Here is a 23,879-nt window from a genome sequence, read left to right as displayed (position 1 = left end):
ATCTCGCGGGGCGGAGTCCGGTCGGGCGGGGGCGGAGTCCCGTCAGGCGGGGACGGCGTCCGGTCAGGCGGGGGCGGAGTCCGGTCAGGCGGGGACGGCGTCGCGGGCCTCGATGAAGGCGGCGACGCAGCGGCGGATCTCGTCCTCGGTGTGCGCGGCGGAGAGCTGCACGCGGATGCGCGCCCGACCCTTCGGCACGACGGGGTACGAGAACGCGGTCACGTACACGCCGCGCTCGTTGAGGGCCCCCGCGATGCGGGCCGTGAGCGCCGCGTCGCCGAACATGACGGGCACGATCGGGTGCTCGCCGGGCAGCAGCTCGAAGCCGGCATCCGTCATCAGCTCGCGGAACAGCGCCGCGTTCGCGACGAGCCGCTGCCGCAGCTCGCCCGACTCGGCGACGAGCCGCAGCGCCTCGAGCGTGCCGGCCACGATCATCGGCGCGAGCGTGTTCGAGAACAGGTACGGCCGAGCGCGTTGGCGCAGCAGGTCGACGATCTCCTGACGGGCGGCGACGTAGCCGCCGGATGCCCCGCCGAGCGCCTTGCCGAACGTGCCGGTCGTGATGTCGACGCGTCCCTCGACGCCGCACAGCTCGGGGGTGCCCCGCCCGTTCGAACCCACGAAGCCGACGGCGTGCGAGTCGTCGACGAAGACGAGCGCCCCGTACTCGTCGGCCAGGTCGCAGATCTCGCGGAGCGGCGCGATGTAGCCGTCCATCGAGAACACGCCGTCGGTGACGATCACCTTGCGGCGCGCGCCCGAGGCGGCCTGCAGTTGCGCCTCGAGGTCGGCCAGGTCGCGGTTGCGGTACCGGAACCGCTGCGCCTTCGACAGTCGGATGCCGTCGATGATCGACGCGTGGTTGAGCTCGTCGGAGATGATCGCGTCCTCCGGCCCGAACAGCACCTCGAACACGCCGCCGTTCGCGTCGAAGCACGACGAGAACAGGATGGTGTCGTCGTACCCGAGGAACTCCGACACCCGCCGCTCGAGCTCGAGGTGCAGTTCCTGCGTGCCGCAGATGAACCGCACGCTCGCCATGCCGTAGCCCCACTCGTCGAGTCCGCGGTGGGCGGCCGCGACGATGCGCGGGTCGTTCGCGAGTCCGAGGTAGTTGTTCGCGCAGAAGTTGAGCTCGGGCCGGCCGGCGACCTCGATCTCGGCCGACTGCGGGCCGTGGATGCCGCGCTCGCGCTTGGTGAGGCCCGCGGCCTCGATCTCGTCGAGCTCGGCGCGCAACTGCGCCTGCACCGATCCGTACATGCTCAGACCTCCGTCCAGTCGAGGATGACCTTGCCCGCCCCTCCCGAGGCGGCGGCGTCGAACGCGGCACGCCAGTCGCGTGCCGGGTGGCGGTCGCTGATGATGGATGCCACGCGCTCGCGCAGCTCGCCGCTGGTCTGCAGCATCGCGCTCATGGAGTTCCACGTCTCGAACATCTCGCGACCGTAGATGCCCTTGAGCGTCAGCATGTGCGTGACCACCTTGCCCCAGTCGACCGCGAACGGCTCGCTCGGCAGGCCCAGCAGCGCGATGCGTCCGCCGTGGTTCATGTTGTCGATCATCTCCGGCAGCGCCTTCGCCGAGCCCGACATCTCGAAGCCCACGTCGAAGCCCTCGCGCATGCCGAGGCGCGGCTGCAGGTCGCGGATGCGCTCGCGCGAGACGTCGACCGTGGCATCCGCCCCCATCTGCATGGCCAGCTCGAGGCGGGCCGGGCTGACGTCGGAGGCGACGATGAAGCGGGCGCCGACGTGGCGGGCCACGGCGATCGACATGAGCCCGATGGGGCCGCAGCCGGTGACGAGCACGTCCTCGCCGACGACCGAGAACGCCAGGGCGGTGTGCACCGCGTTGCCGAACGGGTCGAAGATCGCGCCGACCTCGGGCGCGACCTCGGCGTGGTGCACCCAGACGTTCTCACCCGGGATGACGACGTACTCGGCGAACGCGCCGTCGCGGTGCAGGCCCACGCCCTTGGTGCGGATGCACATCTGGCGGCGACCCGCGCGGCAGTTGCGGCACATGCCGCACACGATGTGCCCCTCGCCCGACACGCGGTCGCCGACGGCGACGTCGTGCACCAGTTCGCCGACCTCGACGACCTCGCCGTAGAACTCGTGCCCCGGGATCAGCGGCGTGCGGATCTCGGACGCGGCCCAGTCGTCCCACTGCTCGATGTGCAGGTCGGTGCCGCAGATGCCCGTGCGCAGCACCCGGATCTTCACGTCGGCGGGGCCCGGTTCGGGCTCGGGACGGTCGACGAACTCGAATCCCGCTCCGGGCGCGGACTTGTACAGGGCCTTCATCGGCGGTGCCTTCTGCGTACGGGCGCCCGCGGGGTGGGCCGGCGCCGGCTTCGTGCGCCGAGGGTCACGGCGCAGCGTCGAGGTGACCCGCCCATCGTAGTCGCGGGCGACGAGCGGATGACGCGGGCGCGGAGCCGGCACGCGGCGCCCGGGTGACCACGCGGGGCGGCGGTTGCGACATCCGCTCACCGTCGATATCGTGTTCGAATCGATTCGAGTCGAATCGATTCGACCCCGCAAATCCCACAACGAGGCAGTAATGTCGCACCAGCCGGACACCGGATCCACCATGGCCGAGAACCTCGACCCGCACCCCTCCGTCGCCGCCGACGCCGCCCGCGCCGACGGCACGCCGACGAGCACCCGGCCCCGCCGCGAACTCGTCGCCTGGCGCAACGCGATCTTCGCGATCTTCTTCCTCTCGGGCCTCAGCCTCGCGAGCTGGGTCGCGCGCCTGCCCGCCGTTCGCGACCAGGTCGAGCTCAGCACGCAGGGCGTCGGGCTCATCATCCTCGCGGGCTCGATCGGCTCGATCGTGGGTCTCATCGCCGCGCCCGCCATCATGGCGCGCTTCGGCGCCCGCCTCGGGATGTCGGCCATGCTCGTCACCGTCGCGATCGGACTCGTGCTCGTCGGCATCGGCGGGTCCATCGCGCCCAGCGTGCCGCTCGTCGCCATCGGCCTCGTCCTCTTCGGCTTCGGCAACGGCTCGGTCGATGTGATGATGAACGTCGAGGGCGCCGAGGCCGAGCGCGAACTCGGCAAGACGGTCATGCCGCTCATGCACGCGTTCTTCAGCTTCGGCACGGTCGCGGGTGCCGGACTCGCGGCCGCGGCATCCGCCCTGGGCCTGATCGTGGCCGCGCACCTCGGCGTCATCGCGGCCGTCATCGCGGTCGCCGTGGTCGTGGCGGTGCGCTTCGTGCCGCTGCGCGCCGAGCTCGGCGACGACACCCACGCCGACACGCCTCGCGACCCGTGGACGGTGCGCCTGAAGCGGAGCCTCTCGGTGTGGACCGACGTGCGCCTGCTCCTCATCGGCGTGGTCATGCTCGGCATGTCGTTCGCCGAGGGCAGCGCCAACGACTGGCTCGCCCTCGCGGTCGTCGACGGGCACGGCTTCGACGAGACGACCGCGGCCGCCATGTTCACCGTCTTCACCATCGCGATCACGGCGGCGCGCGTGCTCGGCGGGCCCTTCATCGACCGGTTCGGGCGCGTGGCGATGCTGCAGTCGATGGCCGCGATCGGCGTCGTCGGGCTCGCGCTGTTCATCTTCGGGTCCGAGCCGTGGGTGCTGATCGTCGGCACGCTCCTGTGGGGCATCGGCTGCTCGCTCGCGTTCCCGGTCGGCATGTCGGCCGCCGCCGACGTCCCCGACCGAGCGGATGCCGCGGCGCGCGTCTCGGCCGTCGCGATGATCGGCTACTGCGCGTTCCTCGTCGGTCCGCCGCTCATCGGCTTCCTCGGCGAGCAGTTCGGCATCCTCAACGGGCTCCTGCTGCTGCTCGGACTCATGGTCGTCGCGGGGCTCGCCGCGCCGGCCGCGCGCGAGCGGTCGCGGCAGCGCCGCGCCGGCTGACGCAAGGGGGTGCGCGCGCGGCATCCGCTCGGCAGGATGCACCCATGAGCCAACGCGACGACACCGCCCCCGACGCCCCCCTGCCCGAGCACACCCGCCCCGAGGGCACGACGGATGCCACGATCGAGGCCCTCGGCAAGTACTCCGAGGCGCTCGAGGTCATCGAGGACGCGCGCGGTTCGCTGTACCGGTTCCACCGGCTCACGGGGAAGGCCGACCTGGCGATCGGCGAGGCGGTCGAGCTGTTCCGGAAGGCGGGGCACGACGGGATCGCCGACCGGATCGAGCGCGAGATCATCGGGCGCAACGTGCTCGAGGGGCGGTGGACCTTCCAGGTGATGGAGGAGTACGACGACGGCTACTACGCCGCCGTGAAGGCCTCGGAGCGGGCCGCGCGCGAGGAGCTCGTCGGCGGCCGCCGCCACATCTTCGAGGCGGAGATGAAGGAGCGCGAGCGCACGCGCGGCCTGCGCCACCACGAGGCTCGACCCGGCCCGGCCGAGTGATGCCGCCGGCGACGACGGATGCCGCTGCACCCGCATCACCGGGCGCGAACGGCATCACTCGTCACGTCGTGACGCGACGGTACGCGAGCCCGACCACGCCGCGGTCGTAGGTGCGGGTCTCGGCGAGCGCCAGGTCGAGCCGCGCCTCGGGGAAGGCCGGCGTGCCGCCGCCGACGAGCACCGGGAACACGTGGAGCAGCACCTCGTCGACGATCCCGGCGCGGAACGCCGCACCGGCCAGGTCGGGGCCGCCGATCGCGGCGTCGCGGCCGAGCGACGGGACGAGGCGCCGCACCTCGTCGACGTCGAAGTGCCGTTCGACGCGGGTGCGCGGGGCGTCGACGTGGTGGAGCGTCCGCGAGTAGACGACCTTGTCGGCCGACCGCCAGATCCGTGCGAAGCCCACCACTACCTCGGGCAGCCCGTCGAGGTCGATCGCGTCCCAGGCGCGCATGACCTCGTACGTGCGCCGCCCGAGCAGGAAGACGCCGACACCGTGCATCCGCGCGTTCACGGCCGCGTGCACGTCCTCGCCCGGCAGCGCCCAGTCGAATCCGCCGTCGCGGTCGGCGATGCAGCCGTCGAGCGAGGCCAGTGCGGAGTAGATCAATCGGCCCATCGGTCCCCCTCCGACCACGTCCCACCTCCAACGTAGACTCGCAGGGTGCGTCTCGTCATCGCCCGTTGCTCCGTCGACTATGCCGGCCGGCTCTCGGCGCACCTCCCGCTCGCGACGCGCCTGCTCATGGTGAAGGGCGACGGCAGCCTCCTGGTCCACTCCGACGGCGGCAGCTACAAGCCCCTCAACTGGATGAGCCCGCCGTGCACGCTCGAGACCGCGGTGCCCGACGACGACCAGCGTGCGGCGGGCGTCGCCGAGGTGTGGACCGTCACCCACCGCAAGACGGCCGATCGCCTGATCGTGTCGATCCACGAGGTGCTGCACGACTCGAGCCACGAGCTCGGGGTCGACCCCGGGCTGCAGAAGGACGGGGTGGAGTCGCACCTCCAGCAGCTCCTCGCCGAGCAGATCGAGGTGCTGGGCGACGGCTACCGGCTGGTGCGGCGCGAGTACATGACCGCGATCGGCCCGGTCGACATCCTGGCGACGGATGCCGCGGGCCGCTCGGTCGCGGTCGAGCTGAAGCGCCGCGGCGACATCGACGGCGTCGAGCAGCTCACGCGCTACCTCGACCTGATGAACAGGGATCCGCGCCTGGCGCCGGTCACGGGGGTGTTCGCCGCGCAGGAGATCAAGCCGCAGGCGCGCACGCTCGCGGAGGACCGCGGCATCCGCTGCGTGGTGCTCGACTACGACGCGATGCGCGGCGTCGACAGCGGTCACGCCCGCCTGTTCTGACCCAGCCCGGACGTTTCCTGAGTGTTCCTCGAACAACGGGTCGTAGGATGACTCGGTGACCTCCCCCCTTTCCACGACTCCGACCACGGCCGCACCCCCGCGCGTCTGGTCCGCCGTGCTGTTCGACCTGGACGGCACGATCGTCGACTCCGCGAGCGAGATCATGGACTCCCTCGCCCACATGTTCACCGAGATGGGCGTCCCCGTTCCGGATGCCGACACGCTGCGCTCGTACGTCGGCCCGCCGCTGCTCGACAGCCTCCAGATGACGGCCGGCTTCACCGACGTCGAGGCGTGGGAGGCGCTCAACGTCTACCGCGACCACTACGACCAGCACCTGCTCCGCTCCCCCGTCTTCCCCGGCGTCGAGGGCGTGCTCCAGCGCGTGCAGGCGGCGGGCATCCCGATCGCGCTCGCCACGAGCAAGCCCGAGTCGATGGCGCGCGAGGTGCTCGAGCACAACGGGCTCACCAAGTACTTCACCGACATCGCCGGTGCCAGCGAGGACGAGACGCGCAGCACCAAGGCCGACGTCGTCGCCGAGGCGCTGCGGCGCCTGCAGGCCCGCGGCATCGACACGACGGATGCCGTCATGGTGGGCGATCGCGGGTACGACATCCTCGGCGCGGCCGCCCACGACGTGCCGACGATCCTCGTCGAGTGGGGCTACGGCTCCCCCGCGGAGGCCGGCGACGCCCTCGCGGTCGTGCACTCCGCCGACCAGCTCCGGAGCCTCCTCGTCGGCTGACGCCGACGGCGCAGGACCTGCGTCATCCGCCATCGTCGCTCGCACGACCGGCGCGCCGACGAGGCATTCCGTGAGGATGTCTCGATAGCAACGATTCCGGTCGCTTCCCCGGCAGGGACTTCCCACCGCCCCCGTTCGGGGGGCAGGATTCCCCCTACGTCCGCCCACCGGCGGACGACGATCGTGTCCCCGGCCACCGCTGCGGGCACTCGGAGGGAGAACCATGGCTGGAACCAGCTCGCGCGCGCGGAAGCGCGCCGCGGCAGCCCTGCCGGCGCTCGCCCTCGTCGCATCCGGACTCGCGGCCACGGGCGCGGGCGGGATGGCGACGGCGGCACCGCAGGGGGCCGAGACGTCGATCGACGCCTCGGAGTACTACATCAACTACGTCGAGCCGCGCGCCGAAGAGGCGTTCGGCAGCGACCTGAAGGTCGTCGAGGGCGAGGCGGCGCAGAAGCGGGCCATCGAGCTCGCCGAGGAGGTCGACCAGAAGTTCGCCTCGGGCAACCCGATCGCCGCGCAGGGCCTCGCGAAGCTCGAAGCCGAGGCGATGAAGACCGGCAAGAGCCCCAAGCAGCTCAAGAAGGACAAGTACGAGAAGCGCTACAAGAAGGCGCCCTCGACGCAGGAGGCGAAGCTCCTGACGATCCTCGTCGAGTTCAACGACCAGGCGAACGACGACTTCACGGGCGTGTACGTGCCGACCGCGTTCGGCGCGACCGACTGCAAGCCGGGCGACGTGCAGAACGGCCCGCTCCACAACAACATCCCGAACCCCGCCGACGCGTCGATGCTCGACAACAACTCGATGTGGGTGCCCGACTTCTCGTCGGAGCACTTCGACGCGATGCTCTTCAGCGACGAAGGCATCACCGAGCGCGTGCGCACCGACCTCACGGGCCCCGACGGCAAGCCCGGGTTCGACATCTCCGGCTACTCGATGAAGGCGATGTACGAGGAGATGTCGCGCGGCGCCTACACGGTGACCGGCAAGACCACCGAGTGGATCACCGTCCCGCACTCCGAGGCGTACTACGGCGCCAGCCGCTGCACGCAGGACGAGAACGGGACTTGGGTCGCCGGCGCCATCCAGGACATGAAGGGCCACCCGGACAACCCGATGGGTCCGCAGCAGCTCGCGATCGACTCCGTCAAGGCGCTCTCGGAGCAGCAGCCGGACTTCCCCTTCGCGGACTACGACATCGAGGACCAGGGCGACCGCGACGGCGACGGCAACTACTCCGAGCCCGACGGCGTGATCGACCACGTCGTGCTCGTGCACGCCGGTGAGGACAAGTCCGGCGGTGGCGGCGCGGAGGGCACGTACGCCCTCTGGGCGCACTCGTCGGCCGTTCCCGGCGGCGCGGAGATCCCGGGCACGGGCCTGAAGATCTCGAACTACATCGTGCAGCCCGAGGACTCCGGCGTCGGCGTCTTCGCGCACGAGTACGGCCACGACCTCGGCCTGCCCGACCTGTACGACACCACCGGCGGCGGCAACTCCGACGTCGACTTCTGGGACCTCATGTCGTCGGGTTCGCACGCCGGCCCGATCTTCCAGTCGATGCCCACGCACATGGGCCTCTGGGACAAGTGGGTGCTGGGCTGGGCCGACCCGCTCGAGCTGAACCCGGGCGACGAGCGCCAGACCGTCAAGGTCGGGCAGAACTCGCGTCCGCTCAAGGGCACCCACGACGGCGTCAAGGTCAACCTGCCCGACAAGGTCATCACGCTGACCGAGCCGCACAGCGGCGAGAACGCGTGGTACACCGGCGCCGACCAGGACTGGGCCGACATCACCCTGACGCGCAGCGTCGAGGTGCCCGCGGACGCGAAGTTCTGGATGTGGAACGACTACGTCATCGAGGCGGACTGGGACTTCGGCTTCGTCGAGGTCTCGACCGACGGCGGCTCCTCGTGGACCGAGCTGAAGGTCTACAACCAGGACGGCTCCGAGGCGACCACCTCCGACACGTACGCCGACCCGAACGGCAACATGGCCACGTTCGGCGGCAAGAAGTACGGCCTGACCGGTGACTCGCACGGCTGGGTGCACCAGTACGTCGACCTCGGCGCGTACGCCGGCGAGACGGTCGACGTCCGGCTCCGCCAGGTGACGGATGCCGCCTACCTCGACCGCGGCTGGTTCGCGGACGACTTCTCGGTCACGAGCGGCTCCGAGACCGTGTGGACGGACGACGTCGAGTCGGGTGCGAACGGCTGGACCGCGGCGGTGTCGTCGTGGGCCGGAACGACCGGTCCCGGCTGGCGGATCGACTCGGGCACGTCGGTGAAGGCGCACTACTACCTCGTGGAGTGGCGCAACTTCGACGGGTTCGACGAGGGCCTGAAGTACGCCTACGACACGATCTACAGCACCGACGCGTGGAAGGTCGACAAGATCGCCTACAACGCACCGGGCGCGCTGGTCTGGTACCGCGACACCACGTTCGGCGACGCGAACCACGTGGCGAACAACCTCACGGCCCTGCCGAGCGCGGGCGCCAAGGGCGGCCTGCTGATCGTCGACAGCCACTTCGACCCGCTGCGCCGCACCGGCGAGGCGGCGGCGAAGGACCCGTCGACGCTGAAGAACCTGCCCTCGCGGGCGCAGTCCTCGAACGCGGCCTTCGGCCTCCAGGACACGTACCCGTTCACGGAGTGCATCACGGACGCGGCGTTCACCGAGTACTGCACGGAGATCCCGGCGCTGCCGGCGGTGCGCACGTTCACCGACGACCAGGGCTGGACGCCCGGCATCGAGTACCGCAACGGCAGCCTGTTCTGGCGTCACTCCGACGCCTCGGTCGTCGTCCCCTCGGTCGACAACCAGCCGTACTCGACGCGGGTCGTCGACGCGGACGGCAAGCCCGTGACGGACCTGTACGGCACCGACCTCGGTTGGACCGTGCTGGGTTCGGGCAACCCGAAGGACGCGGGCGTCGGCTACGGCACGGTGATCACCGTGAAGAAGGCGATGAACGGCAACCGTTCGGCGCAGATCGAGATCACCCCGCCGCGCGCGGACTGATCGCGGACTGACACCGGCGAGGCGCCGGCCCCCTCGGGGGTCGGCGCCTCGTCTCGTGTCAGCGGGCGGCGGGGCCGGTGGCGGCGAGCAGCCCGTCGAGCAGCCGGTCGAGCCCCCAGGCGAAGCGTCCGGCGGGATCGTCGTCGAGGTCGCGCGACCGGCCGCTGAGCGGGAACGACTCGAGGTCGTCCCAGAGCGTGTCGGATGCCGCGGCCGACGTGGACCCGGCCGCCGGATCGGGCGCCACCTCGGCTTCGCGCGCGGCGTCGGCCTCGCGGACCGCGTCGGCGGCGTCGAAGGCGACCGCGCCGAGGACGTGCACGCGAACGGCGTGCGCGGCCCGTCCCGCGGAGGCGAGGTCGAGCCCGGCATCGGTGAAGGCGGTGAGCAGTTCCTCATCCATGCGGGCGGCGTTGGGTCCGTCGAGCGGCGTCGCGAGCAGGAGTCCGACCGCGCCGGGGCGCTCGACGAGCAGGTCGCGCAGGGCCGAGGCGAGGGCCTGCACGCGGTCGCGCGGCTCGGGGGTCGGCGCGTGGGCGCCGGCGTCGGCGGCATCCGTCGTCGTGGGGTCGACGCCGTGGAGGCGGCCGAGCACCTGCTCGACCATGCCCGCGAGCAGCGCCTGCTTGTTGGGGTAGTACGTGTACATCGCGGTCGGCGTGAGGCCGAGGGCACCCGCCACACCGCGCACCGACACCGCGTCGAACCCCTTCGTCTCGAGCAGCTCGAACGCGGCGTCGAGGATTTCGGGGTGGGTGAGGCTGCGTCTGGGTCCGGGTCTCATTCGACTCCTCTGGGGCGGGAACGCGTGACACCGTACTGTATTGCCGCCGGGGGCCGCGGGGCCACTCCGCGCCATCCGTCGACGACGAACCGGGCAGCGACGCCGCCGCAGTTGACGGGTGCGCCGCACGGCGTGAGGCTGGGCACATGGCATCCACGTCTCGAGCCCGGATCAGCGTCGTCGGCGACGCACTCATCGACGAACTGCGCGACCCCTCCGGCGCCCGGGAGTTCGTGGGCGGCGCCGCGCTGAACGTCGCGGTGGGCCTCGCCCTCCTCGGCGACGACGCGACCCTCATCGCCATGGTTGGCGACGACGAGCCGGCCGAGCGCATCCACGCCTTCCTCGACGACTACGGCGTGCGGCTCGTCGCGAGCCCGTCGCAGCACGGCACGTCGCGTGCGGTCTCGATCCGCACCGACGGGGAGCCGCGATACGAGTTCAACGAGGCGGCGCAGCACCGGCAGCTGCACTTCGACGACGACACGCGCGCCGCCCTCGCCGACGCCGATCTCGTGGTCGTCAGCTGCTACCCGTTCGACGACGACGAGCAGGTCGACCTGCTGCTCGACGCGATCGAGGGCCCCGAGCACCGCCTGATCGTCGACGGCAACCCGCGGTCGGGCATGCTGCACGACCGCGACCGGTTCCTCGCGAACTTCGAGCGCGTCGCCGCCCGATCGCTGCTCGTCAAGGTCGGCGACGAGGACGCCGACCTCCTGCTCGGGGCGCCGCTCGACGAGTTCGTGGCGCGCCTCGGGGGCGGGGGGTCGACGGATGCCGCGGGGCCGGCCGTCCTCGCGACCGCGGGCCGCCACGGCGCATCGCTGCACCACCGCGGCATCGAGGTGCACGCCGACATCGTGCAGCTCGACGGCCCGGTCGTCGACACGATGGGCGCCGGCGACGCGACCCTCGCCGCCGTCGTGCACCGCATCGCCACCGACGGCGTGCCGGCGGACGCCGAGGCGTGGTCGCGGGCCCTCGGCGAGGCGATGGAGATCGCCGCGGCCACGGTCCGGCACGAGGGAGCGCTGCTGCGCACGGGCGTCGCCTCACCCCAGATCGGCAGCTGAGCCCGCGTGCTCATCCGAGCACCGCGACAACTGGGTCTTGCGGAACGCCCGGTCGAGGGTCGTAGACTCGGGCGCATCCGTCGGGCCGCACCCGGCATGCACGTCGAGGAGCGCGACGCCGACCAGAGGCGCCCCCCTCGCACACGCCGAATCGGGCCGGACGGACAGCAACCCCGATCGCGCCGCGACCCGGCGCATCCCCCGGACGGGCAGCGAGCCACCGCCTCCCGTGCGTCCAGGGGCGGAGAGGAGTGGACGTGGAGGACGCGGCGAACCGCGAACCGTCACCCCTCGACGCACCCTCGGTGATCGAGACCCCGACCGACGCGGAACTCGTCGACGCCGCCCATACCGGCGACTCCTTCGCCATCACCCGGCTCTGGCAGCGCCATCTCTCGGTGGCGTGGCGCGCGGCCCGCGCCGCAACCGGCCGGCCCGACGCCGAGCCGGTCGTCGTCCGCACCGCGGAGCGCCTCGTCGCCGAGCTCGGCGACGGCGGAGGCCCGGCGGGCGCGACCCGGCCGCACCTGCTCGCCCTGACCCGCCAGGCGATCGCGGACGAGAGCGCGATGCCCCCGCCGGAGCCGGCCGCGCCCCCCGGTGCCGCGTCGGCGCCGCACGCCCCGCTCGAGCTCGCGCCCGTCGAGACCTACCAGGACGTACTCCCCGACGGCATGGGCGACGGGTCCGCTGCGGCCGCCGCCTTCGCCGCGCTGCCCACCCGGTGGCAGGAGGCCCTCTGGCTCACCGAGGTCGACGGCCTGACCACCGCCGAGCTCGCCGCGGAACTCGGCCTCACGGCCGGCGACGCCGAGTCGATGGTCGCCGACGCGCAGGCGGCCCTTCGCGCGGAGTGGAACTCCCTCCGGCTGGCCGAGCTCCCCGACGACGCGGAGTGCCGCACCGCGGCGGCCGCGTCGGGGCGTCGCGCCCGCGCCCACCTCGACGAGTGTCCGCGCTGCCGGGTCGTCGCGGCACCGCCCGAGGCCGTCGCCCGTCGCGCCGTGACAACCCTGCCGATCCTCCTGCTTGGTGCCGGCGGCGGCATCGCATTCCTGGAGTCCGTGCGCGGCGGCGCCTCCGCCGCAGCGACGGAGCCGGTGCCGACCCTCGCCGAGACGGCCGCCGAGACGGAGGCCGCGGCCGACGCCGACACGACCCCGGGCATCGGCCGCGTCGCCGGACTCGTCGCACTGCCCGCGGCACTGGTCACCGCGCTCCGCACGAGCCCGCGCCGACGCGCGGCCGCGATCGGCGCCACCCTCGGCGGCATCGCGGCCACCACCGCACTCGTCGCCGGGCTGTCCGTCTGGAACGGCGGCGGCGAGGACGACTCCCGGATCCTGGCCGACCCCGGGTCGACGAACGACGTCGCGGCCTCCGCGCCGCGCGTGCTCCCGCCGGTCGTGGTCTCGAGCGAACTGCCCGACGCACCGAGCCCGACCGCGCCGACACCGACGGAGCCGGACGCCGGCCCGCAGCCGTCCGCCGACGCCGCGCCCGCGCCCGACGCGGCGGAGACGCCGCAGGGCAGGAGTTCGGGCGCACCCTCCGGCAGCACGCCGAACGACGACCCGGCCGCCGCGCCCCCGGCCGGGACGACGCCCGCGACCGGTGGTGGCCGGACGCCGGTCTCCGAGCCGGCACCGCCGATCGGCAGCACGCCCATCACGGCCGAGCTCAGCCGACCCGGCTCCAACGGATGGCGCACCCTGACCGTGACCGGCGAGCCCGGCGCACCGTTCACGGTCTCGAGCGGTGGCGAAGTGCTCTTCTCGGGCGTGCTCGACGCGAGCGGCACGGCCACCCTCCAGGTGCGCGGGACCGTCAGCCTCGACTCGCTCACGCTCGCGTACGGCGTCCTGGGCGGCACCGCCTACGCCCTCACCGACGGGCTGATCGGCTCGCTCGACGCAGCGCTTCGCAGCACGGAGACGCCCGCGCCCTGACCCCGCGCTGCGGGCGCGGTGGAATCGCAGCGCATCCGGCCGCTCAGCGCGTGGGGACCTTGGTCCGATCCGGACGGGCCGGTTGGTCCTACCCTGAGCGCATGTCCTCCTCGACGGTGCCGGCGGACCGGGCTCGACCGAGCGCCGAGGCGCGACCGCCCGGACCGGGACGAGGTCGGGCCGCGGCATCCGCTCGCCGACGCCTCGCCGTCGAGACCGAGGCCCTCGTCGGCGGCCTCATCGCGGCGACGACGAGCGCCGTGGTGGCGTGGCTGTTCTTCCGCGGGCTCGTGTGGCCGCTATGGGGGCGGTGGTCGGTCGGCGCGGTTGCCGCCATCAGCGTCCTCGTCACGACGCTCGTGATCGGGGCGGTCGCCTACGCGCGCTCGCGCGACCTGCCGGGGCAGGAGTGGCGCCGCCGACTGCGACCCTGGAAGACCGCGCTCGACGTCGCGACGGTCTCGGCCGTCCACGCCGTGATCGCCGGCATCGTCACCGTGGTCGTCTTCACGACGCTGCAGCGCGCCTTCGAGGGCATCATCGTCGACGCGTTCACCGCGACCGGCGCGACCGCGGCATCCGCCGGCCTCGCCGCCTACTGGGTCGCGCTGTCGGCATCCGCGGTCACCACCGGTCGCCTCGCCTCGCTGCTCGTGATCTTCATGTCGTCGTCGGTGCTCGCCAGCATGGCGACCGCGCAGGACCCGGCGTGGTGGGAGTACCACTTCAGCCAGCTCGGCACGAGCAACGACGTCTCGAGCTCGCTGTTCAACCTCGCCGTGCTCCTCGGCGGTGCGTTCGTCACGACGTTCGCGCTCTACGTCCACCGCGACCTCACCGCGCTGGTCCGGCAGGGCGTGCTCGTGCACGCCTGGACCCCCCGGTTCGTGTCGACGGTGTTCGTCGTGATGGGCACGCTCCTCGCCTGCGTGGGCGTGTTCCCGCTCGACGTGAGCATGCTGCTCCACAACCTGTCGGCGATCGGGATGTCGTTGACCTTCCTCGGGCTGCTCGCCTCGGCGCCGTTCACCCTGAAGGGGATGCCGTCGCGGTTCTTCTGGCTCTGCGCGGGCGGCATCGTGCTGCTGCTCGGCGGCGCGCTGCTGTTCGAACCCGTCGGCTACTACAGCCTCACCGCCTTCGAACTGCTCGCCTTCGCGACGATCTTCGGATGGATCTCCGTGTTCATCCGGTTCGTCGACGCCCTCGCCGACCGCGGCGAGCGCGATGTCGCCACCGCCGTCGAGGACTACTCGGTCTGACCGGCGTCCTCGGGCAGCCTCGGGTCGGCGGCATCCGCTCGCGAATGCGCGGCCGCGAACGATCGCGCCCGGCGGGTGGCGAACTCGATGAGCACGAGGAGGGCGACCACGGCGAGCGCGCTGAGGATCGCCGCGACGGGATCGCGCTGCGCGGCGGCGATGACGGCGTTCACCGTGGCCAGGCCGAGGACGCCGTAGAGCGTCGCCCACATCGCCCCGCCGACGACGAGCGCGGGCAGGTACTTCACCAGCGGCATCCGCAGCACCCCCGCGGCGAGGTTGACCGCCGTCTGGAAGCCGACCGTCAGGAACGACAGCGCGACCACCGGGGCGCCGAAGCGCTCGATCACGGTCTCCGCGCGTGCGAGCTGCGGCGCCATCCGGCCGCGCCGCTCGAGCAGCCGCTTCACGCCCGCGCGCGACCCGCGACCGAGCGCATAGGTGCTGCCCGCACGGAGCAGCACGATCACGAACAGCACGCCGATGGCCGCCGGAAGGGGCCAGCCCTCGAAGATCTCCACGTCACCGCCTGTCGCCGTCATCGACCGCGGCGGGCGGCCGACCTCGCGCGCCCGGACGTCGCGGTCGTGGGTTCGAGCGCAGTCTAGCCGCGCGTCCTCGGAGAAGGCCGGGACGAAGGTCTCGGCCGGACCGGTGCGCCGCTACTCGGCGAGCGCCGGGTCGGCGGTGAGCTCGACCGTCGCCCACACGTCGAACGGCAGCGGGTCGAGGGCGCTGATGACGGCCCGGCGCACCTCGTCCTCGTGCCCGATGGTGGCGGTGTCGTGGTCGAGCACGAACACCACGTCGACGTAGAGCTTCGCACCGAGCTTCGTCGAGCGCACCTCGGGTCCGGGCAGGTCGAACCGTCCCGCGACGCCGTCGACCGCGCGTTCGATCGCGAGCAGGGTGTGCCCGTCGGGCTGCCCCTCGAGCAGCTCGGCGACGCCCCGGCGCAGCATCCGGATCGGGATCGGCGCGATGAGCGCGCACGCGACGAGCACGAGCACGGGGTCGATGTAGTCGAGCGGCCACTCGATGCCGACGAGCGCGAGCACCAGCGCGAGCGCCGCGCCCGCGGCGATCACGAACCGGCGCACGGCCGCCGCGTTCCACTGCGACGCCTCGGCGACGATGAGCTCGCTGCCCTCGGCGTTCCTGCGGAGCCACACGGCGAAGACGACGGATGCCACGGCCGCGACGAGCGCGTACACCGCCACCGCGAGCGCCGACACGCGCTGCCCGCCGTTCAGGATGACGATGACCGCGTCGCTCGCGGCGAACACGATCGTCGCCCCCACCGCGAGCCCCTGCACCGCGCCGACGAGCGGCGTCAGGCCGTCGCGCCCGTACGGGTACCGCTCGGTGGGGCCGGCGTCGGCGGCGCGGGAGGCACGCAGCGCGAGCCACGACATCGCGACGCCGATGACGCCGACCGCGGCGACGAGCACGAGCACGCGCGAACCCGCCCAGATTCCCAGCCCGATGGCCGTCACCGAGAGCACGATCGCCAACCACATCGAGGCCTTGAGGCCGCGCTCCTCGGCGAGCGCACGGGTGGCGGATGCCGCGGCCCGGATGGAGCCGGTGTCCGGTCCTGTCGTCATCGACGCGGCCCTCTCGTCGTCATCGCCACGGGGTCCATTCGCACAGAGTAGCGCCGCGGCATCCGTTCGGGGCCCCCGTTCGGTGCTCTACCGCTCCCCGGCGCGGCGGGTTACTGTCGGAGCGACGCCCGGCCCCCCTGGAAGGGGAGCTTCCCGAGCAGCACGAGCCCGACGACGACGATCCGATCGACGAGGTCGCCGATCCCGACCACCTGGAGGCACGCCCGTGACCCGCAGCCCGCACAAGCTCATCGCCGAGGACTTCTCGCCCGTCCCGTCGCTCGCCGCGTTCGACGCCGTCGAGGTCGTGGCCGTCGACGAGTTCGGCGGCGGCACCGGCGGCGCCGGGCTCGACGCCATCGGCGTGATCGTGCACGACGAGGGTCCCCTGCCCGAGGGCGTCGGGCTCGACCGGGACGCCCTGGAGCGCGCCGGGTTCGAGGCCAAGCCCGGACAGACGCTGCTGATCCCGCAGGCCGCCCGGACGCTCATCATCGTCGTCGGCGGCGGGTCCGCCGCCGAGGCCACCGAGGCCACGCTCCGCGACGCGGCGGCCGCCTTCGTGCGGGCGGTGCCGAAGGCCGCGACCGTCGGCCTCCGCGTGCCCGCCCTCGGCGGGATCGACGCGGAGGCGGCCGGACGAGCCCTCACCGAAGGCGCCACGCTCGCCCGGTACCGGTACGACGCGCTGAAGGCCGAGCCGCGCGAGGCCCGGCTCACGCGCGTGGAACTCCGCATCGACGACGCCGACCGCGAGGCGGCATCCGCCGGCATCGCCACGGGACTCGTCGCCGCACGGGCCACCGCCGTCTCCCGCGACCTCGCGAACACGCCGCCGAGCCACCTCACTGCGACCGACCTCGCCGACGTCGCCGAGCTCCTCGGCGGCCGGTTCGGGTTCCACGTCGAGGTCTTCGACCGGCAGCAGCTCATCGAGCTCGGCTGCGGCGGCCTGCTCGGCGTGAACGCGGGCAGCGCGGAGGAGCCGCGCATGGTGGTGCTGCGGTACGAGCCCGCGGGCGATGCGACCGGACACCTCGGGCTCGTGGGCAAGGGCATCATGTACGACTCGGGCGGCATCAGCCTGAAGCCCAGCGACCCCATGCACCTGCTCATGAAGATGGACATGGGCGGCGCCGCGGCGGTGCTCGGCGCCTTCACCGCACTGCGCGACCTCGGCACGACCGCGAAGGTCACCGGCTGGCTCATGTGCACCGACAACATGCCGTCGGGTTCGGCGTACAAGCTCGGCGACGTGCTGACCGCCCGCGGGGGCAAGACGGTCGAGGTGAAGAACACCGACGCCGAGGGCCGGCTCGTGATGATGGACGCGCTCGTGCTCGCGACCGAGGAGGGCGTCGACGCGATCGTCGACATCGCGACGCTCACCGGCGCCGCGATGCGCGCGCTCGGGGAGACGCACTCGGTCGTGCTCGGCACGAGCCAGCCCCTCGTCGACCGGGTCCGCGACGCCGCCGAGACGGTGGACGAGCCCACGTGGCAGTTCCCGCTCGTGCGCAAGTACCGCAAGCTCATGGACTCCGACGTCGCCGACATCGCCAACCTCGGCGGTACGAACGCGGGAGCCACGACCGCGGCGCTCTTCCTCGCCGAGTTCGTCGGCGACACCCCCTGGGCGCACCTCGACATCGCGGGCACGATGAGCGCCGACGCCGACGACGCGTGGCGCTCGAAGGGCGCGACGGGGTACGGCGCGCGCATCCTCGCCGAGGTGGCGCGGGGGTTCACTCCGGTCGACTGAGCGGATGCCACGGCCCGGCCCCCCTCGGCGGCCGGGTCGGCTCCGGCCTCGGCTAGTAGAGCCCGAGTTCCGCGCCGGCGGCCTCGATGCGCCGCATCCGCTCGGACGCGTCGTCGCCGAGCCGTTCGAGGCAACCGGCGATGACCGACTCGACCAGCGCGAGCACGGGCGTCATGGCGTCGAACGCCGACGGCGAGCCCGTCTCGCTCGGCAGCACCACGTCGGCGTCGGACGCGATCGGCGAGAGCCACGAATCGGTGAAGAGCACCACCTGCGCGCGGCGCTCGCGCGCGGCCGCGGCGACCTGCAGGGTCGGCTCCTCGTACCGGCGGTAGTCGAAGAGCACGACGACGTCACCGCGCCCGAGGCCGGCGATCGCCTCGGCACGGCCGCCGGCGTCGTCGGGCAGCATCGACACGCCGGGGCGCATGAGCTGCAGGTGCTGCGCGAGGAATCGCGCGAGAAGCCCGCTGAAGCGCCCGCCCGAGACGAGCACCCGCCCCTTCGCCGAGGTGAGCGCCTCGACGCTGCGTTCGAACTCGTCGGGCGCGAGGTTCGCGAAGGTTCGCTCGAGCGTGGTGCGCATGATGGCGCCCGCCTGCTCGAGCCGCGTGCCCTCGCCGCCGAGCGCGGTGCCCTGCCCCCGGTCGTACAGCGCGAGCGGCGACGCCGAGCGCTCGTCGAGGTCGTCGCGGAGCGCCTGCTGGAACTCGGGGAAGCCCCGGTAGCCCATGCGGTTCGCGAACCGCAGCACCGTGGGGCCGCTGACCCCGGCGCGCGCCGCGAGCTTCGCGACGGTCTCGAAGCCCGCCGACGGGTACGACGACAGCAGGACGCGGGCCACCTTGCGCTCCGCGGGCGAGCAGTCGGCCATGCCGCGACGGATCGCCTCGGCCACCGACGTCCGGCCCTCCGGCCCGGTCGTGCCCGTTCCTGCGTCCAGCGTCATCGACGACCCCCTTCCGCGTCTCACCGTACTGCCCTCCCCCGGCGCTCGCGGGTCACGCCGCGTCGGACGCCCCGGCGGCCGGCGCCCCGGCGTCCGCCTCGGCCACGGCGACGACGAGCCCGGCGAGGAGCGCGACCCGTTCGGGCACGGTCGCGAGGTCCAGCCACTCGTCGACGCCGTGGTCGCCGCCGCCGACCGGTCCGAGCCCGTCGAGGGTCGGCACGCCGAGCGCGGCCACGAAGTTCGCGTCGGACGCGCCTCCCGTCGCCGCGACGTCGAACGCGAGTCCCAGCCGGGCGCCCACCTCGCGGGCGAGCACGGCCAGGTCGTCGGTCGCCGACCGCTCGAGCGGCGGGCACACGTCGAGCCGCGTGACGTCGATGCGCGCGCCGTCGACGAACGGATGCCGCCCCCGCTCGTCGATCGCGTCGAGCGTGGCGACCAGCTCGGCGAGCCCGGTCGCCCGCACCTCGACGTGGAGCTCGGCGTGCTCGGGCACGATGTTCGCGCGCGAACCCGACGCGACCCGGCCGACGTTCACCGTCAGCCCGGGCTCCGCGCCTGACAGCGCCTGCACGTCGAGCAGCAGCCGGGCCGCCTCGACCGCGGCGTTGATGCCGCGCTCGGGCTCGACGCCCGAGTGCGCGGCACGGCCGTGGATCGAGACGAGGACGTCGGCCACGCCCTTGCGGGCGCCGACCAGGTCGCCGTTCTCCCGCGCGCACTCGAGGCACAGCGCGGCATCCGCCCCCCGGGCCACCTCGGCGAGGATCTCGCGGCTCGCAGGGGAACCGATCTCCTCGTCGGGCGTGAGGGCGATGACGAGCTCGCCGTAGGCGGCGTAGCCGAGCCGGTCGAGCACGCGCGCGGCCGCGATGCCCGCCGCGATGCCCGCGACGTCGTCGCACACGCCGGGGCCGTACGCGATGCCGTCCGCGATGCGGAACGGGCGCTCCGCCGCCGTCCCCGCGGGGAACACCGTGTCCATGTGCGCGAACAGCACTACGCGCGCGGTGCCGGTGCCGCGTCGCCGGGCGACGACCACGGGGCCGAAGCGGCGGCCGTCGTGCTCGGGCGTCGGCACGGTCTCGACGTCGAAGCCGTCGGCGGCGAGCGTCGTCGCCGCCCACTCCGCGACCCGCGTCACGCCCTCGGCGTCGTGCGACCCCGAGTCGATCCCGACGAGGTGCGCGAGGTCGTCGCGGTACCGGCCGTCGACCGCGTGGGCCGCGTGGCGCAGTTCTTCCGCGGTCGGGGCGCGGCGCGCGTCGGCGCGGTGGTCGATGGTGACGGATGCGGCGGATGGGGGTCGAACGGTCGTCCCCGCCACGTCAGAGCACCTTCGACAGGAACGAGCGCGTGCGCTCCTCCGTCGGGTCGCCGAGGACCTGGACCGGGTCGCCGGCCTCGACGACCACGCCGCCGTCCATGAACACGGCCACGTCGCCGACCTCGCGCGCGAAGCCGATCTCGTGCGTGACGACGATCATCGTCATGCCGCTCTCGGCGAGCCCGCGCATCACGTCGAGCACGTCGCCGACGAGCTCCGGGTCGAGTGCCGACGTGGGCTCGTCGAACAGCATGACCTCGGGCTCCATGGCGAGCGCGCGCGCGATCGCGACGCGCTGCTGCTGGCCGCCCGAGAGCTGCGCCGGGTAGGTGTCGGCCTTCTCGGCGAGCCCGACCTGGGCCAGCAGGCGCTGCGCCTGCTCCCTGGCATCCGCCTTCGAACGACGCGCGACCTGGACGGGCGCCTCGATGACGTTCTCGAGCGCGGTCATGTGCGGGAACAGGTTGAAGCGCTGGAACACCATGCCGACCTTGCGGCGCTGGGTCGCGACCTCCCGCTCGCGGAGCTCGTAGAGCTTGCCGTTCCGCTCGCGGTAGCCGACCGTCTCGCCGTCGACGCGGATCATGCCGGCGTCGATCTGCTCGAGGTGGTTGATGCAGCGGAGGAACGTCGACTTGCCCGAGCCGGACGGGCCGAGGAGGCACACGACCTGGCCGCGGTCGACCGACATGGTGATGCCCTTCAGCACCTCGAGGTTGCCGAAGCGCTTGTGCACCTCGACGGCCTCGACCATGGGTCGCTCCGACGTCGCCGCGAGCGGCGCGGCGTGGGGAATGGTGGCGGTCATGAGGCCGACTCCTTCTTCGACGCGCGGGCGGTGCGGGCCGGCAGCGCGATGCTCTGCGTGAACGTCGACACGCGCGAGCCGATCGTGGGCCGGGCGCCGTTGAAGCCGCGGCCGTAGCGACGCTCGAGCCACATCTGCGGGATCGACAGGATCGAGGTGAGCGCGAGGTACCAGATCGCCGCGACGATGAGCAGCGGGATGATCTTGTAGTTCTGCGTGTACGCCTCGCGGATGTTCGACATGAGGTCGTCGCCCGCGACGATGGCGACGAGCGAGGTGCTCTTCAGCATCGTGATCGTCTCGTTGCCCATCGGCGGGATGATCACGCGCATGGCCTGCGGCAGCACGACCCGCCGCAGCGTCTTGGCGGGCGACATGCCGAGCGAGTGCGCGGCTTCGGTCTGGCCGGGGTCGACCGACTGGATTCCGGCCCGCACGATCTCGGCGGCGTACGCCATCTCGTTCAGGCCGAGCGCGAGCAGGGCGGCGACCGTCGCCGGGATCAGGTCGCTGGTCGTGAACGACCAGAACTCGATCGAGGTGAACGGCACGCCGATGACGATCTTCGGGATGAACGCCCCGATGAAGCCCCAGAAGATGAGCTGCAGCAGCAGCGGCGTGCCGCGGAAGACCCAGATGAACAGCATCGCGGCGACCGACAGCACCGGATTCGCCGAGAGTCGCATGACCGCGACGACGATGCCGCCGATGACGCCCATCACCATCGAGGCGGCGGTGAGCCACAGCGTGATGAGGACGCCGTTGATGGTCAGCGGCTTGAAGAGGTACTCGCCGACCGTCGGGAGGTCGAGGTTCGGGTTCTGGAGGATCGACGCGAAGGCGCCGATCCCGAGGACCAGGACGAGGACGGCGGCGATCCACCGCCCCGGGTGGCGCACGGGTACGGCTTCGATGGGTCCGGGGCGGGCGGCGCCCGAGGGGCCGGTGGGCCCCGCGGGCGCCGCCGTGGCCGACGGCTGCGTTGCGGTCATGGGTGGTGCTTCCGTTCCGATCGGGTCGAGGCGGACTACTTGGCCTCGGCGGCGCCGTTGATCGTGGCCTCGTCGATGCCGATGCCGGTCACGCCGTACTGGTCGAGGATGGCCTCGTAGGTGCCGTCGTCCATGAGGGACTGCAGCGCGGCCTGGATCGCCTTCGCGAGGTCCTCGTTCGCCTTGAGGACGCCGATGCCGTTCAGCGTGGCGTCGTAGCCGTTGGGGGCCTTCGGGTCCTCGATGACCTCGAAGGTCTTGCCGTCGTTCGTGGTCTTGGCGACGTAGCCGGCGCTCGGCTTGGTCAGCAGCGAGGCGACGACCTTGCCGCTCGTGATGGCGAGCTGCGCGTCGGCGTCGGACGGGAACTCGGAGAGCTTGATCGGGTCGAGGCCCTCGGCCTCGCACTCGGCCTGCCAGGTGCCGTTGACGAGGTCGACCTGGCTCGTGGCCGCCTGCACCGCGACCGACTTGCCGCACAGGTCGAGGTAGCTCTCGATGTCCTCGGGGTTGCCCGCGGAGGTGAGGATGCCGGTGCCCGATGCGGAGTAGTCGACGAAGGTGAGCACCTCCATGCGCTCGACGCTCGAGGTCATCGCGGTGATGGTCACGTCGAAGTTGCCGGCCTGCAGGGCGGGGATGATGCCGTCGAACGCCTGCTGCTCGAACGCGAAGTCGATGCCGAGCTTCGCCCCGATCGCGTGGCCCAGGTCGACGTCGACGCCGGTGAGCTCCTTCGAACCCTCCTCCTTGAACATCTCGAACGGCGCGTAGGGCGCGTCGGTCGCGACCTTGACCTTGCCGGCCTCGGCGATGTCGGCGGGCAGCAGCTCGGCGGCCGCGTCGTCGACGGCGATCTCGATGCCCGCGACCTCTACGGCGCCGGACGCGGACTCGCCGGAGTCGGCGTCGGACGCCGTGGCACAGCCGGCGAGGACGAGGAGCGAGCCGGCGGCGAGCGCGGAGGCGGCGATCGCGCGGCGGGCGGGGGTACGCGGGGGGAGTGCAGTCATGTCGAGCCCTTCGTGCGGGTCGCTCGTCGGTGAGCGACGTCTGCGCACGAGTATGTAACAGATGTTTCAGGATTACTAGTGCTTCACCAATTTGTAACAATCGCGACAAACGAGGAAAGCACGGCTCCCGAGTCTACGTGGGCGCGGCGGACTCGCCGGACGATGGCCGTCCGGCAGGGCGGCGCGGAGGCTCCGCGGAGCGGGTCAGGCCGATGCGCCGGAGCCGCCCGCCGCGGCATCCGCTCGGCCCGACTCGGCGAGCCCGGCCTCGATCGCCTGCACGATCGCCGGGTCGTCGGGCTCGACCGGCGGCCGGAACCGCCGCACCTCGCCGGAGGGCAGCACGAGGAACTTCTCGAAGTTCCAGACGACCGGGCCGGCCAGCCCCGCCGAGTCGCGCGATCGCTTGAGCTCGGTGAAGAGCGGGTGCGCGCGCCGGCCGTTCACCCGAACGCGGTCGAGGATGGGGAACGTCACGCCCCACGTGGCCGAGCAGTACTCGGCGATCTCGTCGTTCGACGAGAGCTCCTGGAAGAACTGGTTGCTCGGGAACCCGAGCACCGTGAAGCCCCGGTCGGCGTAGCGCCGCTGGAGCTCCTCGAGCTTGGCGTACTGGGGCGAGAGTCCGCATCGCGAGGCGACGTTCACGACGAGACGCACCTGGCCCGGCCAGTCGCCGAGGGTGCGGGTCTCACCGGTCATGGTCTGGAACGGGATCGTCTCGAGCGAGGTCATACCGGTCGGTCTCCTTCGTCAGCCATCGTCGGCCCGGCAACGGATGCCACGGTAGCCGGACGGGCTGGGAAGC

21 protein-coding genes are annotated in these 23,879 nt (G+C 72.5%); 9 read left to right on the top strand and 12 right to left on the bottom strand.

All coding sequences use genetic code 11. The annotated features are described in order from the left end of the window. Nucleotides 1–84: 84 nt before the first annotated feature. Together AVP42_RS07620 and tdh are read right to left on the bottom strand one after the other, a co-directional pair. Entirely contained in the window at nt 85–1,266 is a 1,182-nt protein-coding gene (locus AVP42_RS07620; protein WP_067947705.1) for a glycine C-acetyltransferase, read from the bottom strand. Between the two features lie 2 nt (nt 1,267–1,268). Then, a complete protein-coding gene (gene tdh / locus AVP42_RS07615) occupies nt 1,269–2,312 on the bottom strand; it encodes an L-threonine 3-dehydrogenase (RefSeq protein ID WP_067947704.1) in 1,044 nt (347 codons plus the stop codon). A gap of 259 nt (nt 2,313–2,571) precedes the next feature. Between tdh and AVP42_RS07610 the strand changes: the two genes are divergently transcribed. Further along, nucleotides 2,572–3,894, top strand: a complete 1,323-nt coding sequence (locus AVP42_RS07610) for an MFS transporter (RefSeq protein ID WP_231878571.1) — start codon at nt 2,572–2,574, stop codon at nt 3,892–3,894. A gap of 44 nt (nt 3,895–3,938) precedes the next feature. Further along, the gene (locus tag AVP42_RS07605) at nt 3,939–4,400 is read left to right on the top strand and encodes a hypothetical protein (protein ID WP_067947699.1); all 462 of its coding nucleotides are present in this window, start codon (nt 3,939–3,941) and stop codon (nt 4,398–4,400) included. Between the two features lie 61 nt (nt 4,401–4,461). Here AVP42_RS07605 and AVP42_RS07600 read toward each other — a convergent pair whose 3' ends face one another. Next, nucleotides 4,462–5,019: a dihydrofolate reductase family protein gene (locus AVP42_RS07600; protein WP_067947697.1), complete on the bottom strand. Its 558-nt coding sequence runs from the start codon at nt 5,017–5,019 to the stop codon at nt 4,462–4,464. A 45-nt stretch (nt 5,020–5,064) separates the two neighbouring features. Here AVP42_RS07600 and nucS point away from each other — a divergent pair, with 45 nt between their 5' ends. The 3 genes from nucS to AVP42_RS07585 all read left to right on the top strand — a co-directional run bounded on the left by nucS (nt 5,065) and on the right by AVP42_RS07585 (nt 9,539). Then, the gene (gene nucS, locus AVP42_RS07595) at nt 5,065–5,760 is read left to right on the top strand and encodes an endonuclease NucS (RefSeq protein WP_067947695.1); all 696 of its coding nucleotides are present in this window, start codon (nt 5,065–5,067) and stop codon (nt 5,758–5,760) included. 55 nt (nt 5,761–5,815) lie between these two features. Beyond that, nucleotides 5,816–6,508, top strand: coding sequence for an HAD hydrolase-like protein (locus AVP42_RS07590; protein WP_067947693.1), 693 nt, complete (start codon nt 5,816–5,818; stop codon nt 6,506–6,508). A gap of 223 nt (nt 6,509–6,731) precedes the next feature. Further along, nucleotides 6,732–9,539, top strand: coding sequence for an immune inhibitor A domain-containing protein (locus tag AVP42_RS07585; RefSeq protein ID WP_067947690.1), 2,808 nt, complete (start codon nt 6,732–6,734; stop codon nt 9,537–9,539). A gap of 58 nt (nt 9,540–9,597) precedes the next feature. On the opposite strand, the gene AVP42_RS07580 is transcribed toward AVP42_RS07585, so the two are convergent. After that, nucleotides 9,598–10,323, bottom strand: a complete 726-nt coding sequence (locus tag AVP42_RS07580) for a TetR/AcrR family transcriptional regulator (protein WP_067947688.1) — start codon at nt 10,321–10,323, stop codon at nt 9,598–9,600. A 146-nt stretch (nt 10,324–10,469) separates the two neighbouring features. Here AVP42_RS07580 and AVP42_RS07575 point away from each other — a divergent pair, with 146 nt between their 5' ends. The 3 genes from AVP42_RS07575 (at nt 10,470) to AVP42_RS07565 (ending at nt 14,610) form a co-directional block, all read left to right on the top strand. After that, nucleotides 10,470–11,399, top strand: a complete 930-nt coding sequence (locus AVP42_RS07575) for a carbohydrate kinase family protein (RefSeq protein ID WP_067947679.1) — start codon at nt 10,470–10,472, stop codon at nt 11,397–11,399. 257 nt (nt 11,400–11,656) lie between these two features. After that, a complete protein-coding gene (locus AVP42_RS07570) occupies nt 11,657–13,348 on the top strand; it encodes a hypothetical protein (RefSeq protein ID WP_067947678.1) in 1,692 nt (563 codons plus the stop codon). Nucleotides 13,349–13,449: 101 nt separating this feature from the next. Continuing rightward, nucleotides 13,450–14,610: a hypothetical protein gene (locus AVP42_RS07565; RefSeq protein WP_067947677.1), complete on the top strand. Its 1,161-nt coding sequence runs from the start codon at nt 13,450–13,452 to the stop codon at nt 14,608–14,610. Here the strand turns inward: AVP42_RS07565 and AVP42_RS07560 are convergent. Both AVP42_RS07560 and AVP42_RS07555 read right to left on the bottom strand, forming a co-directional pair. Further along, nucleotides 14,598–15,131, bottom strand: coding sequence for a DedA family protein (locus tag AVP42_RS07560; RefSeq protein WP_082847076.1), 534 nt, complete (start codon nt 15,129–15,131; stop codon nt 14,598–14,600). The genes AVP42_RS07565 and AVP42_RS07560 overlap by 13 nt on opposite strands. 141 nt (nt 15,132–15,272) lie before the next feature. Next, nucleotides 15,273–16,217, bottom strand: a complete 945-nt coding sequence (locus AVP42_RS07555; RefSeq protein WP_067947676.1) for a cation transporter — start codon at nt 16,215–16,217, stop codon at nt 15,273–15,275. 226 nt (nt 16,218–16,443) lie between these two features. On the opposite strand from AVP42_RS07555, the gene AVP42_RS07550 reads away from it, so the two are divergent. After that, the gene (locus AVP42_RS07550) at nt 16,444–17,979 is read left to right on the top strand and encodes a leucyl aminopeptidase (RefSeq protein WP_067947675.1); all 1,536 of its coding nucleotides are present in this window, start codon (nt 16,444–16,446) and stop codon (nt 17,977–17,979) included. Between the two features lie 52 nt (nt 17,980–18,031). Here the strand turns inward: AVP42_RS07550 and AVP42_RS07545 are convergent, their stop codons facing one another. The 6 genes from AVP42_RS07545 to AVP42_RS07520 form a co-directional block, all read right to left on the bottom strand. Beyond that, nucleotides 18,032–18,928 carry a MurR/RpiR family transcriptional regulator gene (locus AVP42_RS07545; protein ID WP_067947674.1) on the bottom strand — a complete coding sequence of 299 codons (897 nt, stop codon included), beginning with the start codon at nt 18,926–18,928 and terminating at the stop codon, nt 18,032–18,034. 52 nt (nt 18,929–18,980) lie between these two features. Further along, the gene (locus AVP42_RS07540; protein ID WP_231878570.1) at nt 18,981–20,258 is read right to left on the bottom strand and encodes a M20 family metallopeptidase; all 1,278 of its coding nucleotides are present in this window, start codon (nt 20,256–20,258) and stop codon (nt 18,981–18,983) included. A gap of 1 nt (nt 20,259) precedes the next feature. Then, nucleotides 20,260–21,066, bottom strand: coding sequence for an amino acid ABC transporter ATP-binding protein (locus AVP42_RS07535; protein ID WP_067947672.1), 807 nt, complete (start codon nt 21,064–21,066; stop codon nt 20,260–20,262). Beyond that, on the bottom strand, nt 21,063–22,058 hold the full coding sequence (locus tag AVP42_RS07530) for an amino acid ABC transporter permease (protein ID WP_082847074.1): 996 nt from the start codon (nt 22,056–22,058) through the stop codon (nt 21,063–21,065). Before AVP42_RS07530 ends, AVP42_RS07535 begins: the two co-directional genes overlap by 4 nt. 35 nt (nt 22,059–22,093) lie before the next feature. After that, complete coding sequence (locus tag AVP42_RS07525; RefSeq protein WP_067947670.1) at nt 22,094–23,071, bottom strand: ABC transporter substrate-binding protein; 978 nt, start codon at nt 23,069–23,071, stop codon at nt 22,094–22,096. Nucleotides 23,072–23,275: 204 nt separating this feature from the next. Continuing rightward, nucleotides 23,276–23,806: a glutathione peroxidase gene (locus AVP42_RS07520; RefSeq protein WP_067947668.1), complete on the bottom strand. Its 531-nt coding sequence runs from the start codon at nt 23,804–23,806 to the stop codon at nt 23,276–23,278. Between the last annotated feature and the right edge of the window lie 73 nt (nt 23,807–23,879).

Source organism: Agromyces sp. NDB4Y10 (assembly GCF_001620055.1).
Classification (GTDB): Bacteria; Actinomycetota; Actinomycetes; order Actinomycetales; family Microbacteriaceae; genus Agromyces; species Agromyces indicus.
The sequence above is the reverse complement of the archived record's forward strand: the minus strand, read 5'-3'. Positions and strand labels throughout refer to the sequence as shown.

Coding starts and splice junctions, on each gene's coding strand:
- AVP42_RS07600 (WP_067947697.1), bottom strand. CDS start 5,019: ATGGGCCGATTGATCTACTCCGCACTGGCCTCGCTCGACGGCTGCATC.
- AVP42_RS07620 (WP_067947705.1), bottom strand. CDS start 1,266: ATGTACGGATCGGTGCAGGCGCAGTTGCGCGCCGAGCTCGACGAGATC.
- AVP42_RS07610 (WP_231878571.1), top strand. CDS start 2,572: ATGTCGCACCAGCCGGACACCGGATCCACCATGGCCGAGAACCTCGAC.
- AVP42_RS07605 (WP_067947699.1), top strand. CDS start 3,939: ATGAGCCAACGCGACGACACCGCCCCCGACGCCCCCCTGCCCGAGCAC.
- AVP42_RS07585 (WP_067947690.1), top strand. CDS start 6,732: ATGGCTGGAACCAGCTCGCGCGCGCGGAAGCGCGCCGCGGCAGCCCTG.
- AVP42_RS07545 (WP_067947674.1), bottom strand. CDS start 18,928: ATGACGCTGGACGCAGGAACGGGCACGACCGGGCCGGAGGGCCGGACG.
- AVP42_RS07555 (WP_067947676.1), bottom strand. CDS start 16,217: ATGACGACAGGACCGGACACCGGCTCCATCCGGGCCGCGGCATCCGCC.
- AVP42_RS07575 (WP_067947679.1), top strand. CDS start 10,470: ATGGCATCCACGTCTCGAGCCCGGATCAGCGTCGTCGGCGACGCACTC.
- tdh (WP_067947704.1), bottom strand. CDS start 2,312: ATGAAGGCCCTGTACAAGTCCGCGCCCGGAGCGGGATTCGAGTTCGTC.
- AVP42_RS07520 (WP_067947668.1), bottom strand. CDS start 23,806: ATGACCTCGCTCGAGACGATCCCGTTCCAGACCATGACCGGTGAGACC.
- AVP42_RS07530 (WP_082847074.1), bottom strand. CDS start 22,058: ATGACCGCAACGCAGCCGTCGGCCACGGCGGCGCCCGCGGGGCCCACC.
- AVP42_RS07565 (WP_067947677.1), top strand. CDS start 13,450: ATGTCCTCCTCGACGGTGCCGGCGGACCGGGCTCGACCGAGCGCCGAG.
- AVP42_RS07535 (WP_067947672.1), bottom strand. CDS start 21,066: ATGACCGCCACCATTCCCCACGCCGCGCCGCTCGCGGCGACGTCGGAG.
- AVP42_RS07525 (WP_067947670.1), bottom strand. CDS start 23,071: ATGACTGCACTCCCCCCGCGTACCCCCGCCCGCCGCGCGATCGCCGCC.
- AVP42_RS07580 (WP_067947688.1), bottom strand. CDS start 10,323: ATGAGACCCGGACCCAGACGCAGCCTCACCCACCCCGAAATCCTCGAC.